This window comes from Pseudomonas sp. MWU347, assembly GCF_017947305.1.
GTDB classification, from domain to species: domain Bacteria; phylum Pseudomonadota; class Gammaproteobacteria; order Pseudomonadales; family Pseudomonadaceae; genus Aquipseudomonas; species Aquipseudomonas putida_A.
Genome location: NZ_JAFGZB010000003.1, coordinates 315,118 through 330,119, shown reverse-complemented (window position 1 = coordinate 330,119; position 15,002 = coordinate 315,118). Strand labels below are relative to the sequence as shown.

General features: G+C 61.5%; 8 protein-coding genes. All 8 read right to left on the bottom strand.

Going from position 1 to position 15,002, the window contains the following annotated elements:
* Nucleotides 1–33 precede the first annotated feature (33 nt).
* The gene (locus KCG87_RS07875; RefSeq protein ID WP_210557194.1) at nucleotides 34–3,120 is read right to left on the bottom strand and encodes an autotransporter serine protease; all 3,087 of its coding nucleotides are present in this window, start codon (nucleotides 3,118–3,120) and stop codon (nucleotides 34–36) included.
* Between the two features lie 231 nt (nucleotides 3,121–3,351).
* The gene (locus KCG87_RS07870; RefSeq protein WP_210557196.1) at nucleotides 3,352–6,303 is read right to left on the bottom strand and encodes an autotransporter serine protease; all 2,952 of its coding nucleotides are present in this window, start codon (nucleotides 6,301–6,303) and stop codon (nucleotides 3,352–3,354) included.
* Nucleotides 6,304–6,811: 508 nt separating this feature from the next.
* Nucleotides 6,812–8,170: a TolC family outer membrane protein gene (locus tag KCG87_RS07865; RefSeq protein ID WP_210557197.1), complete on the bottom strand. Its 1,359-nt coding sequence runs from the start codon at nucleotides 8,168–8,170 to the stop codon at nucleotides 6,812–6,814.
* Between the two features lie 2 nt (nucleotides 8,171–8,172).
* Nucleotides 8,173–9,522 (bottom strand): HlyD family type I secretion periplasmic adaptor subunit, encoded by a 1,350-nt coding sequence (locus tag KCG87_RS07860; RefSeq protein ID WP_003225006.1) that lies wholly within the window; start codon nucleotides 9,520–9,522, stop codon nucleotides 8,173–8,175.
* Entirely contained in the window at nucleotides 9,519–11,294 is a 1,776-nt protein-coding gene (locus tag KCG87_RS07855) for a type I secretion system permease/ATPase (RefSeq protein WP_098964082.1), read from the bottom strand. Before KCG87_RS07855 ends, KCG87_RS07860 begins: the two co-directional genes overlap by 4 nt.
* 172 nt (nucleotides 11,295–11,466) lie before the next feature.
* Nucleotides 11,467–11,889 carry an AprI/Inh family metalloprotease inhibitor gene (locus KCG87_RS07850; RefSeq protein WP_171061834.1) on the bottom strand — a complete coding sequence of 141 codons (423 nt, stop codon included), beginning with the start codon at nucleotides 11,887–11,889 and terminating at the stop codon, nucleotides 11,467–11,469.
* A 92-nt stretch (nucleotides 11,890–11,981) separates the two neighbouring features.
* The gene (locus tag KCG87_RS07845) at nucleotides 11,982–13,445 is read right to left on the bottom strand and encodes a serralysin family metalloprotease (protein ID WP_098964084.1); all 1,464 of its coding nucleotides are present in this window, start codon (nucleotides 13,443–13,445) and stop codon (nucleotides 11,982–11,984) included.
* 462 nt (nucleotides 13,446–13,907) lie between these two features.
* Nucleotides 13,908–14,993 (bottom strand): polyamine ABC transporter substrate-binding protein, encoded by a 1,086-nt coding sequence (locus KCG87_RS07840; RefSeq protein ID WP_134786451.1) that lies wholly within the window; start codon nucleotides 14,991–14,993, stop codon nucleotides 13,908–13,910.
* Nucleotides 14,994–15,002 lie beyond the last annotated feature (9 nt).

Here is a 15,002-nt window from a genome sequence, read left to right as displayed (position 1 = left end):
ACCGGCAGCCCCCAAGGGACTGCCGGCACGCTTTTAGAACTGCCAGTCGAGGGTCAGACCCAAACCGTGGTCCTTCTCGTTGTTACCGATCAGTCCGTTGTAGTCCAGGTTGACCCGGACATCGCGATTGAGCGCCAGCCCGGCGCGTACGCCGACCACCGCCGCATCACGATCCATCGACACACTCTGCACGGTGAACGCGCTGTTGCCATTGGCGAAGGCCAGGTGGCTGTCAGCATCGACACTGCTCAGGTTGTGCTGCCAGCCGAGGGTCGCGCCCAGTTCCAGTTGATGCTTGTCCGACAGCGCGAAGCTGCGTTTGGCGCGTACGCCAAGGGTCGACAGCACCACGTCGCGGTTGTCTTCGCCGCTCTTGAGCGCCGCAGCATCACCCTTCTCGGTGAAGCTGTCGGTGTTCAAGTGCACGTACGACAGGTTGGCGAAAGGCTCCAGATTCATCGGTTGCAGGCGCAGATCGTAAGCCGCTTCGGTGAACACCTGAGTGGTCGCCGCATCGTGCTTGGTTTTCTCTTTGCCATTGACGCCCGCGAACTGCAGATCACGCTTCACGTCCACGCGATGCCAGCTGTAAGCCGCACCGGCGGTCAGACGCAGCGCATCGATCTGATGCCCCAGGTACGCACCCAGGTGGTAGCTGTCGACCGAGGCCGACGAATGCGTGTCGCTGCCCATGTTCAACGAGCTGTCGCTATAACCGGTAACGAAACCCAGACGCGTATCTTCAGCGATTAAACCGTCGACACCGGCCAGCAGGCCGCCGATGGAGCTGTTGGAGTCGGCGTTTTCGTGGCCGCCATCGCTCTTGCCCCACGACCCCAGCACCTTGACCCAGGCGTTGCTGCGGTCGTCGGTCGGTGCGTCGGCATTGAACAGATCACGCTCACGCAGACGCTCGCCCACCGCTTCACGCAGGTAGCGGCTGTCGTTGATCAGCATCGTACCGATGGCCGGATGAATCTCGCCGGACAGTTGCTGGAAGGCTTGTTGCGCCGAGGCCGCATTCGGCGAAAGCAGCAGGGTTTCGAACAGCGCATTGCCCGCGCCCAGACCCTCGGCAGCCGCGCCAACCGCACGCTGGTTCGGCGTCAGGCCGACACTGGCGAACGACGCGCCGTTGCGCCCGACGTCCAGTTGCACGCCGTTTGCCGAGTACGCCAGGGTGCCGCCGAGGAACGCGTAGTTCGGCAGCACTTGCCCGAACTGGCCTTGGATGCCACCGGCCGCTTGCAGGATGTTGAACTGCGAACCGAGCAGGCTCTTCACTTCAGTCGTCGTCAGCAAGGTCGGGCTGTTTTCCAGCGACAGACTGACCGTGGCGCCATCGATCACCGCTTTGCCACCGGCAACGATCTTGTCGCTGCTGGTCGGCGAGACTTCCACCGCGTAAGTCGAACCGCGCTCGAAGGTCACGTCACCGGCGACGTTCAGCGTGCCGATCGAGTTGCCCGGGGCGACGGTACCGCCGCTTTTCGCGGTCAGTGCACCGATGCGGCCGTTACCGCCGAGGATGCCGCTGTCGTTGACCGTGACCGCCGAAGCCAGCGAGCCATTGATCGCCAGACGCCCCTGATTGACCAGGGTCGGGCCGCTGTAGGTGTTGTTGCCGGTCAGCACCAGCGTGCCGATGCCCTGCTTGGTCAGGCCGCCGTGACCGGAAATGTCGTTGCGCCAGGTGTCGAGGCCGCAAGTGATGTCGGTGCACAGGCGCTCGGTCGGTTTGCCCTTGTCGATGATCGCGCCGATGCCCGGCAAGTCCGCGACAAACTGCCCGGAACCGTAGGCCCCCTGAATGCGGAACTCTTCCGGGATGTCCTGCTCGGTGACGAACATCGCCGGGCCGTCGATGCCTTTGCGCAGGTTGATCATGCCCCAGCCGTACAAGGCGTCGATGCCCGGTGCGCCGAGGTCGGTGGCGGTGGTACGCAGCACCGTGGCGACCTGATCGCCGGTCATGTACGGGAAGCGCTCCATCAACACCGCCATCGAGCCCGCCACATGCGGTGCGGCCATCGAGGTGCCGTTGTAGTTCTTGTAGCCGGTGGTCAGGTTATCGGCGTTGGTGCCGCTGATGATCGAGCTGTAGATCTGCGTGCCCGGCGCCGAGACGCAGAAGCTCGCGGTGTAGCCGCAGCGCGAGGAAAACGTACTCATGATGTACGGATTGGCGCTGGCCAGATCCGGGTTCTTCTGCAACGCGGCGACGGTGATCCAGTTCGGCGCGATGTCCGGCACGAAGTAGCCGAGGCCGGCGATGGCGTCCGGGTTGTTCAGGTTGTAATCGTTACCGGCGGCGAAGATCGTCACGATGCCGCTGCGGGCGGCGGCGATGGCGCCGTCGTAGGCGCCGCCGGGCTTGGTGCCGAGCAGTGTGCGGATCTCGTTGAACTGCACTTGCGCGTCGTTGACGGTGAAGTGCGGATACGCCGGGTCGCGGCCGCCGAGGTCGAAACGGTCAGTGATGCCGATGCCCCAGCTGTTGTTGATGATCCGCGCGCCACTGGCGATCAGCGCATCCCAACCGGCCTTGTACACCGCGCCGTCGTTGCCACGGACGATGCCGTCTTCCGGGCCCGGGTCGCCGTTATCCGCGCTGATGATCTGCGCACCGAACGCCACGCCGTGCATCGGCCCGCCGTCACGGCTGCCGGCAGCGATGCCACCGACGTGGGTGCCGTGGGCACCGAGCTTGCCGTCGGAACCGACCGAGGGCGAACCGTCATAACGGAACGCATCGCCGGCTTTGACCGGGATGTACGGGTCGGTGTATTCGCGGATCCCGCTGGTGACCAGGGTGATGACTTTATTGGCACCGGAAAACTCCGGGTGCGCGGCGTACACCGGCTGGTCGAAGATCCCCAGTTTCACACCTTTGCCGGTGTAACCGGCGGCGTAGGCGTAATCCGCGCCGATGGCGCCCAGGCCCCATTCCGCCTGGAACTCGGCGCTGCGCCAACTGGCGGGATCGCCGCTGCGGCCGCTTTCCACATAAGGCGCCGCGTGCGCGGTACCCCAAGTGGCCAGTGCGCAGAGTACGGCGCAATTGAGGGTTTTCATGGCGAAGCGACCGCCCGTTTGCGCGGGGGTTTTGTTGTTATTCATCCAGCGACCTTCCTTAGTGTTGTTGCGAAAAATCCGTGTACTTCAATCTCATGAATGCTGCTTTGTGTGGCGAGGGAGCTTGCTCCCGCTGGGGCGCGAAGCGGCCCTGTGCATGTTTCCAGTCGAACCCGGTGTGGCGGATTTACGACTGCTGCGCAGCCGAGCGGGAGCAAGCTCCCTCGCCACAGTTATGTGTTCACAGCTCCTACAGGGATACGCGTACGCCCTCCGTCAGAACTGCCAGTTCAGGCTCAGCCCCACGCCGTGGCTCTTCTCGCGGTTAGCCAGTTGTCCGTTGTAATCGAGGTTGACTCGCACGTCCTTGCTCAATGCCAGGCTGGCTTGTACGCCGACCAGCGCCGCGTCACGCACCAGCGCCGAACTCTCGACCGCGTACGGTGTGCTACCGCTGGCAAAGCGCAGATGCTGATCGGCGTCGATGTCGCTCAGGCTGTGCTGCCAGCCGAGGTGGCCGCTGACGTCCAGTGCCTGTTGCGCCGACAAATTGAAGCGCTTGACCGCACGCACACCGAGGGTGCTGAGGACCGCATCACGCTGGTCGCCGGAGCTTTTCAGCGCCGCCGCGTCGCCCTTTTCCGTGAAGCCTTCGGTATCCAGATGCACGTAAGCGAGGTTGGCGAACGGCTGCAGTGCCAGCGGCTGCAGGTTCAGCCGGTAAGCCGCTTCGCCGAAGACCTGCGTGGTGCCCGCATCGACCTTGGCTTTCTGTTTGGCGCTGACGTCGCCGTATTGCAGATCGCGCTTCACATCGGCGCGATGCCAGCTGTAGGCCGCGCCGGTGCTCAGGCGCCAGGCGCCGATGTCATGACCGGCGTAAGCGCCGAGGTGATAGCTGTCGACCTTGGCCGACGAGTGCGTGTCCGAGCCCATGTTCAGCGAGCTGTCGCTGTAACCGGTGACCAGACCGATGCGCGTCTGCTCGTCCAGCGCGCCGTCAACACCGGCGAGTAGACCACCGATTGAGGTGCTGTAGCGCGAAGTGTCGTTACCGGAGTTGGTCGAACCCCAGGCGCCGAGGGCCTTGATCCAGCCATTGCTTTGCGTGGCGTTGGCATCGTGCAGACGTTCGCCGACCGCGTCGCGCAACTGGCGGCTGTCATTGATCAGCATCGAGCCGAGGGCCGGGTAGATTTCGCCGCTCAATTGCTGGAAGGCTTGCTGCGCCGAGGCGGCAGACGCCGACAGCAGCAGGCTTTCGTACACCGAATTGCCGGCGCCGAGGCCTTCGACGGCGGCCGCCACCGCACGCTGATTCGGGGTCTGCCCGACGCTGGCGAACGAGGTGGCGTTGCGCTGAATGTCGAGCTGAATGGCGTTGGCCGTGTAGTCGAGGTTGCCGCCGATGAACAGGTAATCCGGCAGCACCGCGCCGAACTGGCCCTGAATACCACCGGCCGCTTGCAAAATGTCGTACGAATGGCCGAGCAGGCTGCGGGTTTCAGTGGTGCTGAGCAGGGTCGGACTGTTTTCCAGCGACAGGCTGACCGTGGCACCGCTGATGCTCGCGGTGCCGCCAGCGACGATGCGGTCGCTGCTGGTCGGCGACAGCTCGACCGCGTAGGTCGAGCCTGGGGCGAAGGTCACGTCACCGGCCACGCTTAAGGTGCCAATGGAGTTGCCCGGCGCTACGCGGCCGCCGCTGTTGGCGAGCAACGAGGCGATCCGCCCGGAACCGCCGAGGGTGCCGCTGTCGTTGACGGTCACCGCCGAGGCCAGCGAGCCGTTGACGCTCAACAAGCCGCCATTGACCGTGGTCGGGCCACGGAAAGTGTTGTCGCCGGTCAGCAGCAAGCGCCCTGCCCCGGACTTGATCAGGCTGCCCTGATAGACCCGCGTCGCTGCTGCGGCATCGCGCGCCATACCGACGGCGTAGTCGGTCTGATCCTGCTGACTGGCACCGGCTGGAATACCGTTCTGCCAGCCCTTGTCCTGCAGAGTCTGCTGCCAGGCGCTGTGTTCGGCGAGGTCTTCGCGCTGGCGCTGAATCAGTGCCTTGTCGGAGATGTCATTGCTCCAAACATCGCTCTGCCCGGCGGCCAGATTGGCATCGAACGCGCCGAGCAATTGCCCCGGCCCGCGCATCGCCCGATTGAGGTTGGCCACGCCCCAGCCGACCCGCTCGGTCGGCGCATCGGTAATCGAGCCGTCGAGTTGCGTGGCGGTGGTCAGCAGCACTTCCAGCGCCTGCTGATTATTCATGTACGGGTAGCGTTCCATCACCAGCGCCAGTGCCCCGGTGGCGTGCGGCGCGGCCATCGAGGTGCCGGACTTGATTGCGTAATCGCCACCCGGAATGGTGCTGTCGATCTTCGCCCCCGGCGTGGTGATGCACCAGTATTTGGCGATGCCGCACTGGTTGTACTTCTGCTGATTGCTTTGGTCCAGCCCGGAGACTGCCAGCCAGTGGCCTTCGAGGTCCGGCTGAAAGTACGGCAACGCCGAGCGCACGCTGGCGTTCGGGTAGCCGCTGTTGCCGGCGCTGAACACGTTGATCACGCCACGGCGCGAGACGTCCGCCGCCGCGTCGAGCCAGGTGCCCTGATTCCAGTGCTGGGCGTAAGCGGCATGCAGATCGGCCAGGGTGCGATAGCTGACGTCCGGCGGCTGACTGCCCCAACTGTTGTTGATCGCACGCACGCCGGCAGCGGCCAGGGCGTCATACGCGGCTTTGAAATAACGCGGATCGGGTTTCGGGCCGAACAGAAAGCTGTCGTTGTTGTTGGTGTTGCCGACGTAGATTTGCGCGTTGTACGCCACCCCGTGCATGCCTGTGCCGTCACGGCTCGCGCCCATGGTGCCGACCACGTGGGTGCCGTGGGAATCGTTGTTGGGGTTGAGGGTGCCGTTGACGTTGAACAGCGAGCCGTCGACGTAACTGCCGGAGGCCAGCACCGGGTGATAGCGGTCGCTGGCGAACTCGGGATGGGCGGCGTCGAAGCCGGAGTCGAGGGCGCCGATCTTCACGCCTTTGCCGGTGATGCCGGCAGCGTAGGCCTGATCCGCCTGCATCCGCGCAAGGCCCCAGTCACGCTGGAATTCGGCGCTGCGCCAACTGGCGGGATCGCCGGGCTTGCCGGTTTCAAGGTACTGCGCATTGGCTTGCGCGATGGAAACTGCGAGCAACAGGGTGCCGACCGCTGCCGGCTTGATGCGTACTTCCATGTTCACCACTCACTTTTATTGTTTTATGCAGGTTCTTCTGCGGTGTAAAACCCTCACCCCAGCCCTCTCCCAGAGGGAGAGGGAGCCAATCCGGGTGTCTTGAGCCATGCATCGACCTGAGAAACCGAGTCGATTATGGATTCAGCACCGCTCACTCATATCGGTGCCCATCTGGAACACCCCCCATTCAGTCCCCTCTCCCTCTGGGAGAGGGAGCCTATCCGGGTGTCTTGAGCCATGCATCGACCTGAGAAACCGAGTCGATTATGGATTCAGCACCGCTCACTCATATCGGGGCCCATCTGGAACACCCCCCATTCAGTCCCCTGTCCCTCTGGGAGAGAGAGCCAATCCGGGTGTCTTGAGCCATGCATCGACCTGAGAAACCGAGTCGATTATGGATTCAGCACCGCTCGCTCATATCGGTGCCCATCTGGAACATCCCCCATTCAGTCCCCTCTCCCTCTGGGAGAGGGTTAGGGTGAGGGCCACTCCCAAGCCATGCACATTAGCGATGAGCAACACCGAACGCCTCATCCACCCGCGCCAGATCCTGTTCGTTCAACGTCCCCGCGTAGTAATGCAGCTTGGTCCAGGCCATCAAGTAGTCGTAGCGCGCCTGGGCCAGATCGCGGCGGGTGGTAAACAGTTGCTGTTCGGCGTTCAGCGCATCGAGGTTCGTCCGTTCACCGCCAAGAATGCTTTGCTTGGTCGACACCACCAGTGCTTCAGCCGAGGCCAGGGCCTTCTGGTAGGCGCGCAGTTTGTTGACGCCCGACAGGCAGGCGCTGAACTGGCGGCGCAGTTCGATCAGCGTCTCGCGGGTCTTGCCGTCGAGTTCGTATTCCGCCTGCTCCATGGTGCGGCTGGCCTGACGGGTCGAGGCCGATACCCCGCCACCGGCGTACAGTGGCACGTTGACTTCAAAGCCGATGGTGTTGGTGTCATAGCGCTGGTTATAGGTGTTGCCGCTGTCCGATTCAGTCTTGCGGATCGACGCATAGGCACTGACTTTCGGCAGGTGCCCGGCGCGGTTGCGCTCGACTTCGTACTTGGCCACTTCCACCGCCTGGCGTTGCGACGCCAGATTGGGATTGTTGCTGATCGCCAGCTCATGCCAGGTGTCGTAGTTGGCCGGCATCAGCGCGAAGGTCTGGAAATTCTGATCCAGTGGTGCCAGCTCGCTGATGTCCACCGTCTGCACGCCGACCAGCGCGCCCAACTCGCGCAGCGCCGCGTCCTGCTCGTTGCGCGCCTCGATCTCTTCGGCGGTCGCCAGTTCATAGCGCGACTCGGCTTCGAGAATGTCGGTGCGGGTGCCCTCGCCCTGCTTGAACATGTGCTCGTTCTGTTGGAACTGCTGCTCATAGGCCTTTTTCTTGGCCTGGGCGATGTCGATCTGATCCTGGGCGAACAAGGCCTTGGTGTAGTTATCCAGCACCCGCACCAGCAGTTCCTGACTCTTGCCGCGAAACGCCTCGTCGGCGAACAGCGACTGCGCCACGCCTTTGCGATACGCCGCGTAGGCTTCGTAGTCGAGCAACGGTTGCTGCAAGGTCAGGGTCGAGCCATAGCTGTTGTAGTTGCGGTCTTCGGTGAGGTTGCCGCGAGCGGTCAGTTGCGTGGCCTTCGAGGTGTTGTGACCCCGGTTGTAGTTGTAACCCAGTCTCGGCAACAGCCCGGCGCGGCCGATGATGCGGTTTTCCAGGCCCGCGTCGCGCTCCTTGATCGCGCCGAGGAACACCGGATCGTTGCGCAATGCCTGTTCGTAGACCTCGAATGGCCCCATGGCCGCCAGCGCGCTGTTTCCTGCGAGCAGCGTGAACGCTGCTCCCAACATCGAAAGCTTATTCATACAGCCGAACATCCTTATTCTTCAGTCAACGCAGAGCCAGCGCGATCGAGCAATGGTTTGAACAGGTAATTGAGCAGTGAACGTTCGCCGGTGCGCACGAACATTTCCGCCGGCATACCGGGCTTGATCACCAGACCGTGGAGTTTCTCCATCGCCTGATCACTGACGCTGCTGCGCAGCACGTAGTACGGCACGCCGGTTTTCTCGTCGACCATCTGGTCGGCGGAAATCAGGCTGACCTCACCCGGTACACGCGGGGTCTTGCTCTGGTTGAACGCGGTGAACAGGATATCGACCGGCAGATGCGTGCCGACCTTGTCGATCAGGTTGATCGGCAAGTGCCCTTCGACTTCCAGGGTGGTGCCTTGCGGGACGATCTCCAGCAGTGTTTCGCCCTGACGCACCACGGCGCCTTCGGTGTGCACGCCAAGGTTGACCGCCACGCCGTCGGCGGTGGCGAGGATCTCGCTGTGTTGCAGGTCGAAACCGGCCGAGGTCAGTTGCTCGGACAGGGTCACGCTTTTGAGTTGCGCGTCGGCCAGTTGCGTGCGCACTTCCTTTTGATATTCCTCGCCATGCTGTTGCAGTTTCAGGCGCGATTCGAGGATGCCCTGCTCCACCCGGCCGCTTTCACCGGTGTTTTCCGCCAGTTGTTGCTGCACTTGCGACAGCTGACGCTGGTACTCCATCAAGCGGTTGCGCGGGATGTAGCCGTTGTCCGCCAGTGGCTGCAGGTTGCTCAGTTGCTGTTGCAGCGAATCGGCCTGGGCATTGAGGTCGGTGCGGGCGCGACGCATGCCCGCCAGCTGCGCGGTGGCGCCTTCGATGCTGGCGCGCAGACCGGCCTGCTCGCGGTAGAACGCTTCGCGACGGCTGCTGAACAGTTGACGCTGGCCTTCAAGAACCAGCGCCAGACGCGGATCCGGATCGTTACTCAGTTCGGCAGGAAAGGTGATTTCTTTGAGGTTGTCGCGCTCGGCCTGCCAGCGTGCGAGGCTGGCCCAGGCCATGCGGTACTGGGCTTGCAGCGACTGCACGTCGGCGGCCACCTGGGTCTGATCGAGGCGAAACAACGGTTGACCCTGCTTCACGATCTCGCCTTCGCGCACCAGAATCCGGCTGACCACGCCGCTGCTCATCGACTGCACAGCCTTGCGCTTGCCCGAGACCACCACGGTGCCCTGCACCGGAATGCCCTGATCAAGCGGCGCCAGTGCGGCCCAGGTGAAGAAACTGCCGGCGCCGACGATGGCCAGAATCCAGCCCATGCGGGCGAAGAATTTCGCATCGCGCTCCGGGCGCTCGGTGACGTACGCGTGTTCCATGGAGGCTTCGTTTTCAGTGTTCATGCTGGCGCTGCTCATACACCCGAATTCCTTGTCGAGGGCTGGTACTGCCGGCTCATGCTGAGCCCGCCCGGTGCCTGCGCGGATTTTTCCCGTTGTTGTTCCTGAGCGCCGGACAGCGCCTTGAGCACTTCCTGACTGGCGCCGAACGCCTGCAAGCGGCCATCGTTGAGCACCAGCAGTTTGTCCGCCTGAGCCAGTACCGAAGAGCGATGCGTCACCAGCACCACGGTGGTGCCCTTGGCCTTGAGCTGGGCGATGGCGCTGGCCAGCGCGGCTTCACCAACAGTGTCGAGGTTGGAGTTCGGCTCATCGAGCACCACCAGGCTTGGATCGCCATACATCGCACGGGCCAGGGCCACACGCTGCTTTTGACCGCCGGACAGGCCACTGCCGTCCTCGCCCAGTTGCGTGTCGTAGCCTTGCGGCAGGCGCAGAATCATCTCGTGGACGCCGGCCTGTTGCGCGGCGGCCACGACCTTCTCCGGGTTGGCTTCGCTGAAACGGGCAATGTTTTCGGCGATGCTGCCGCTGAACAGTTCGATGTCTTGTGGCAAATAGCCGATGTACGGGCCGAGCTCGTCGCGGTTCCAGCGATGGATGTCCGCACCGTCCAGGCGCACCGTGCCGCCGAGGGTCGGCCACACGCCGACCAGCACTCGGGCCAGGGTCGACTTGCCGGAACCGGAGGCACCGAGCACGCCGAGCACTTCACCAGCGCCCAGATTGAAATTGATCATCTGCAGGGTTGCCGCGCGCTGCCCCGGAGGGCCGGCACTGACTTGCTCGAAGGTGATCTGGCCTTTCGGCGCCGGCAGCGCCATGGCGTCGTCACTCGGCGGGAACGCCTGCAGCAAAGAGTCCAGACGACGATAGGCCAGCTTCGCCCCGCTCCACTGTTTCCACACGGCGATCAACTGGTCGATCGGGCTCAGCACGCGGCCCATCAGGATCGAACCGGCGATCATCATCCCGGCGGTCATGTCGCCCTTGATCACCAGTAACGCACCGAGGCCCAGCACCAGCGATTGCAGGCACAGGCGCAAGGTCTTACTGATCGAGCTGATCACTGCGCCGGTGTCGCTGGCCTGATTCTGCAGGCCGAGGAAACGCGAGTGCACACCGAACCAGCGCTTGCGCAACGCGCCGAGCATGCCCATGGCCTGAATGGTTTCGGCGTTGTGCAGGTGGCTGGTCGCCAGTTGGCTGGACTTCTGCGAGTAACCGGCGGCTTCGCCCAGCGGCTTCCTGGTCATGTATTCGTTGAGGCAGGCCAGCGCAATCAGCAGCAGCGCGCCGGCTGTGGCGAGCACGCCCAGCCAGACGTTGAACAGGTAGATGACAAACAGATAGACCGGGAACCACGGCGCGTCGAAAAACGCGAACAGGGCCGGGCCGGTGACGAATTGTCGAATGTGAGTCAGGTCGCCCAGCGATTGCCCGGCGTTGCCCTCGCCCTTGAACAGGTTGCGCTCGAATGCTGCCTGATACACCCGCAGGTTGAAGCGGCGCTCCAGTTGGCTGCCGATGCGGATCACGATGAAGCTGCGGATCACCTCCAGCATGCCGATGAAGGCAAAGAAGCCAACCACCATCAATGACAGCATCGCCAACGTCGTTTCGTTCTGCGAAGACAGTACGCGGTCGTAGACCTGCAGCATATAAATGGAGGGCACCAGCATCAGCACGTTAATCAGTGCGGTAAAGCACCCGACGCTGATCAGAATGCTTTTATAGTCACCCAAAGCCTTGAACAAGGGAGCGGTGGCTGGGGCCTTCGCCATCTTCATTGTTTCTTCCTGAAATGATAGATCCCGCCAGACTTCGACGAGCGCTCAATTAATGTTCCGCCTACCTGCGAAAGATGTTTTGCAAGTACTCGCTTACCATTCAACAACAACTGCGACGATCACTTATAACGTTCAAACACTGCCATATATTCAATCTGAATTAGTTGAGCGTTTATTTCGTCGCGCGTTCGAGTGTAACAACCAGGCCCGACTTCAAAGTGCTGGAATAGAGCCCGTCACCTTGTCGGCTGAAAAACACGATTCTTGAACCTTCCTTGCCGGTGATCGAAATTCCGTCGGGTTCCGGAAACCAGCCGATGGGCGAATCTTCCAGCCATGCGCCAAGGCATTCGGCGCCCTTGCCGACGGTCTGATTGGCTTGCAGTTCGAGGGCACAGGTGTTCGACGGTTTATCCTGCAGCTTTTGCGCTTCGGGCGCGTCATTTTCAGTGCTCAACGTCGCCTGCCATTGCCCGGCAAAAACCGATGGATCTTCAAGTCTGAGGCTGCTTGCCATGGTTGTTTCTCCAGAAATCATGATGAACGCCGCCGAAAGCCACGCCATTGCCTTGTAGGTAAAAACTTTACAGATCATCAGAAAATTCGCTCCAGCACCTAGCCTTGCCCAGCCATCAACACGATGCAAGCAAAGAAAGCGGCGCATCAAGCGCCGCTTCCCGTTTCACATCACGCCACGATGTCGCTGGTCGCTGCCTGGCCTACGGTGCTGACCTGGAAGTCCGCCACGCCGTGCCCGGAGAAATCCACCGACAACAGGCTGTTACCGCCCGACGAGGTCAGGATCGCGTCGCCGGCCGAACCGGTGAAGCTGCTGACAAAGTGCAGGCCGGAACCGTTGGTGATGGCGCTCAGGTCGATTTTGTCCAGACCGCTGACGAAATCGAGGATCTGATCGATTGCACCCGGCTTGGAGTCGGAGCTGGAGGCGAACACGAAAGTGTCCGAACCCGCACCGCCCCACAGTTTGTCCGCACCACCAGCGCCGTAGATGATGTCGTTGCCGGCACCGCCCTTCAGCTCGTTGGACGCACTGTTACCGATCAGCAGGTCGTTGCCCGAACCACCAATGGCGTTCTCGATGGTCACGCCCTTGGCGATGGACACGTTACCGATCATGCCGCCAACGTCGGAGAACGAGGCTTCGTTGAGATTGATCTTCTGGTTCTGGGTGAAACCCGAGAAGTCGAAGGTGTCCTTGCCGCCCGCATCCCACACCGAGAACACCAGCTTGTCGCTCGACGACGAGGCGCTGAGGAAATCGCGACCGGCGTTGGAGTTGAAGCCGTAGGTGGTGTCACCGGTACGGGTGGTCAGGTTGGCGCCGTACAGCTTCTGGATCGCTGCAATGTCGTCCATCAGCGGGCCGGAAGCATAGGCTTCTACACCCCCCTTACTGAAGTTCTGGGCGGTGTTGCTTTCGCTCCAGTAACTCATGAGGCTGTAACCGCGGGTGTCTTGCCCGTAGGAAGCATCCTTGTAAGTCGGATTGCCTTCGCCGGCGTTGTAGTCGCCAGGGTGAGACAGGCCCAGGGTGTGGCCGATTTCGTGGGTCAGGGTTTGACGCCCGTAATTGTTCAGACCCGGGGTTTTGTTGACGTCGTAGCCACTGCCGGTCAGGTACCAGGATTGACCGTCATAGCCTGGCTCGGTGCCTGGCAGGAACGCAAACGCCGCTGCGCCTTCCTGGCCGCCGCTGTAGTTACCGAAGGTCATGTGACCGTCGCCACCTCGGGCCGATTCGGTGAACGTCACGTTGGCGACATCCGCCCAGGATTGCATGGCGAGCACGGCCTGGGCTTTCTGCAGGGAGCTGAACTGACTGAAACCGGTGACGCCCAGGCCGCTGAAGTTAGCGGTTTTGGCGGTCAGAAAGGTGTAGGTCAGTTCGATCTTGCCACTGTTGTCCAGGTCGTGCCAGGAGGCACCGTCGCGCAACAGTTGAGTGGCGGCTTGATCCACCGAGAAGGACGGTTTGCCATTGACCGTGAGGTTGCCGCCACGATCGTATTGATGGCTGAAGCTATTGATCTGGTTCCAGGCAGAGCTGGTCGCAGCCAGAGATTGCGCTGCGCCGACAGGCACGAATGTGTCTGCGGTGATATCAATAGCGTTCGCTTTTACTTTCGACATAAACACACTTCCTTGTTTAGCAATGGAACAGTTTTTGTCAGATAGCGACGATCCCTGGCGAGATCGTCCTATCACTCGCCCAATGAAGGCGTAAGAAACCTGACACAATTTGAAATCTGTCGTCTAGCATTTTTTTGAGATCAAAACCGACTGTTCCGTCAAATGCCCGTAAACAATGACTGCGGGGTCGAAAGATTGTTATGAGGTGTTTGTTCTCGCCTAATTGTCTGACGATTTTCTATTTAAATATTAAATATGGGTAAGTTGCTTTTTGATAGATACGTCTCACTTTGCTGCACTCTATTAGTGCGATGCCAGTGTAGTGATATCAATCAAATCAGCGTTGCTAAAACACTTGTGGGAGCGGGCTTGCTCGCGAATGCTATTTATCTGCCAACCTGTTTGCTGACTGATCGAACGCATTCGCGAGCAAGCCCGCTCCCACAGGAGGGGTGATGTGGTTTAGCTACCGGTACGGATCTTGTTCCACACCCGTGTGCGGATCCGGTCAATGTTCAGCGGCATTGCCTCCAGCGCAAACAGCTTGCCCATCATCTCCGGGCTCGGATAGACCTTGGTGTCACCCTTGATTGCCGGATCGATCAGGCTGTCAGCCTGCTGGTTGCCATTGGCGTAGTGCACGTAATTGCTGATGCCGGCCATCACGTCCGGGCGCAGCAGGTAGTTCATGAATGCGTAACCGGCCTTCTCGTCCGGTGCATCGGCCGGCATGGCGACCATGTCGAACCAGATGGCGGCGCCTTCCTTGGGAATCGCGTAACCGATGTCGATGCCGTTCTTCGCTTCCTTGGCGCGGTTTTCCGCTTGCAGGATGTCACCGGAGAAACCGACCGCCACGCAGATATCGCCATTGGCCAGGTCGCTGGTGTATTTCGAGGAATGGAAGTAGCTGACATACGGCCGCACTTTCATCAGCAGTGCTTCGGCTTTCTTGTAGTCCTCGGGGTTCTTGCTGTGGGGCGGCAAGCCCAGGTAATTGAGCGCCGCCGGCAGCAGTTCCGGGCCGTTATCGAGGATCGCCACGCCGCACTTCTGCAGTTTTTCCATGTATTCGGGCTTGAAGATCAGATCCCAGGAATCCACTGGCGCGTTATCACCCAGCACCGCCTTGACCTTGGCGACGTTGTAGCCGATGCCGGTGCTGCCCCACAGATACGGGAAACCGTGCTCGTTGTTCGGGTCATTGACCTGCAAGGCCTTGAGCAACACCGGGTTGAGGTTTTTCCAGTTCGGCAACTGGCTCTTGTCGAGCTTCTTCAGCGCCCCGCCCTGGATCTGCCGCGCCATGAAGTGGTTGGACGGGAACACCACGTCATAACCGGATTTGCCGGTCATCAACTTGCCGTCGAGGGTTTCGTTGCTGTCGTAGACGTCATAGGTGACGCCGATGCCGGTGTCTTTCTGGAAATTTTTCGTGGTGTCCGGCGCGATGTAGTCCGACCAGTTGTAAATTTTCACCGTTTCAGCGGCATGACTAATGGAGGCGACCAGCAGCAGCGGCGCCAGAGCGAGGGTTTTCTGGATCATGGGGTCGAT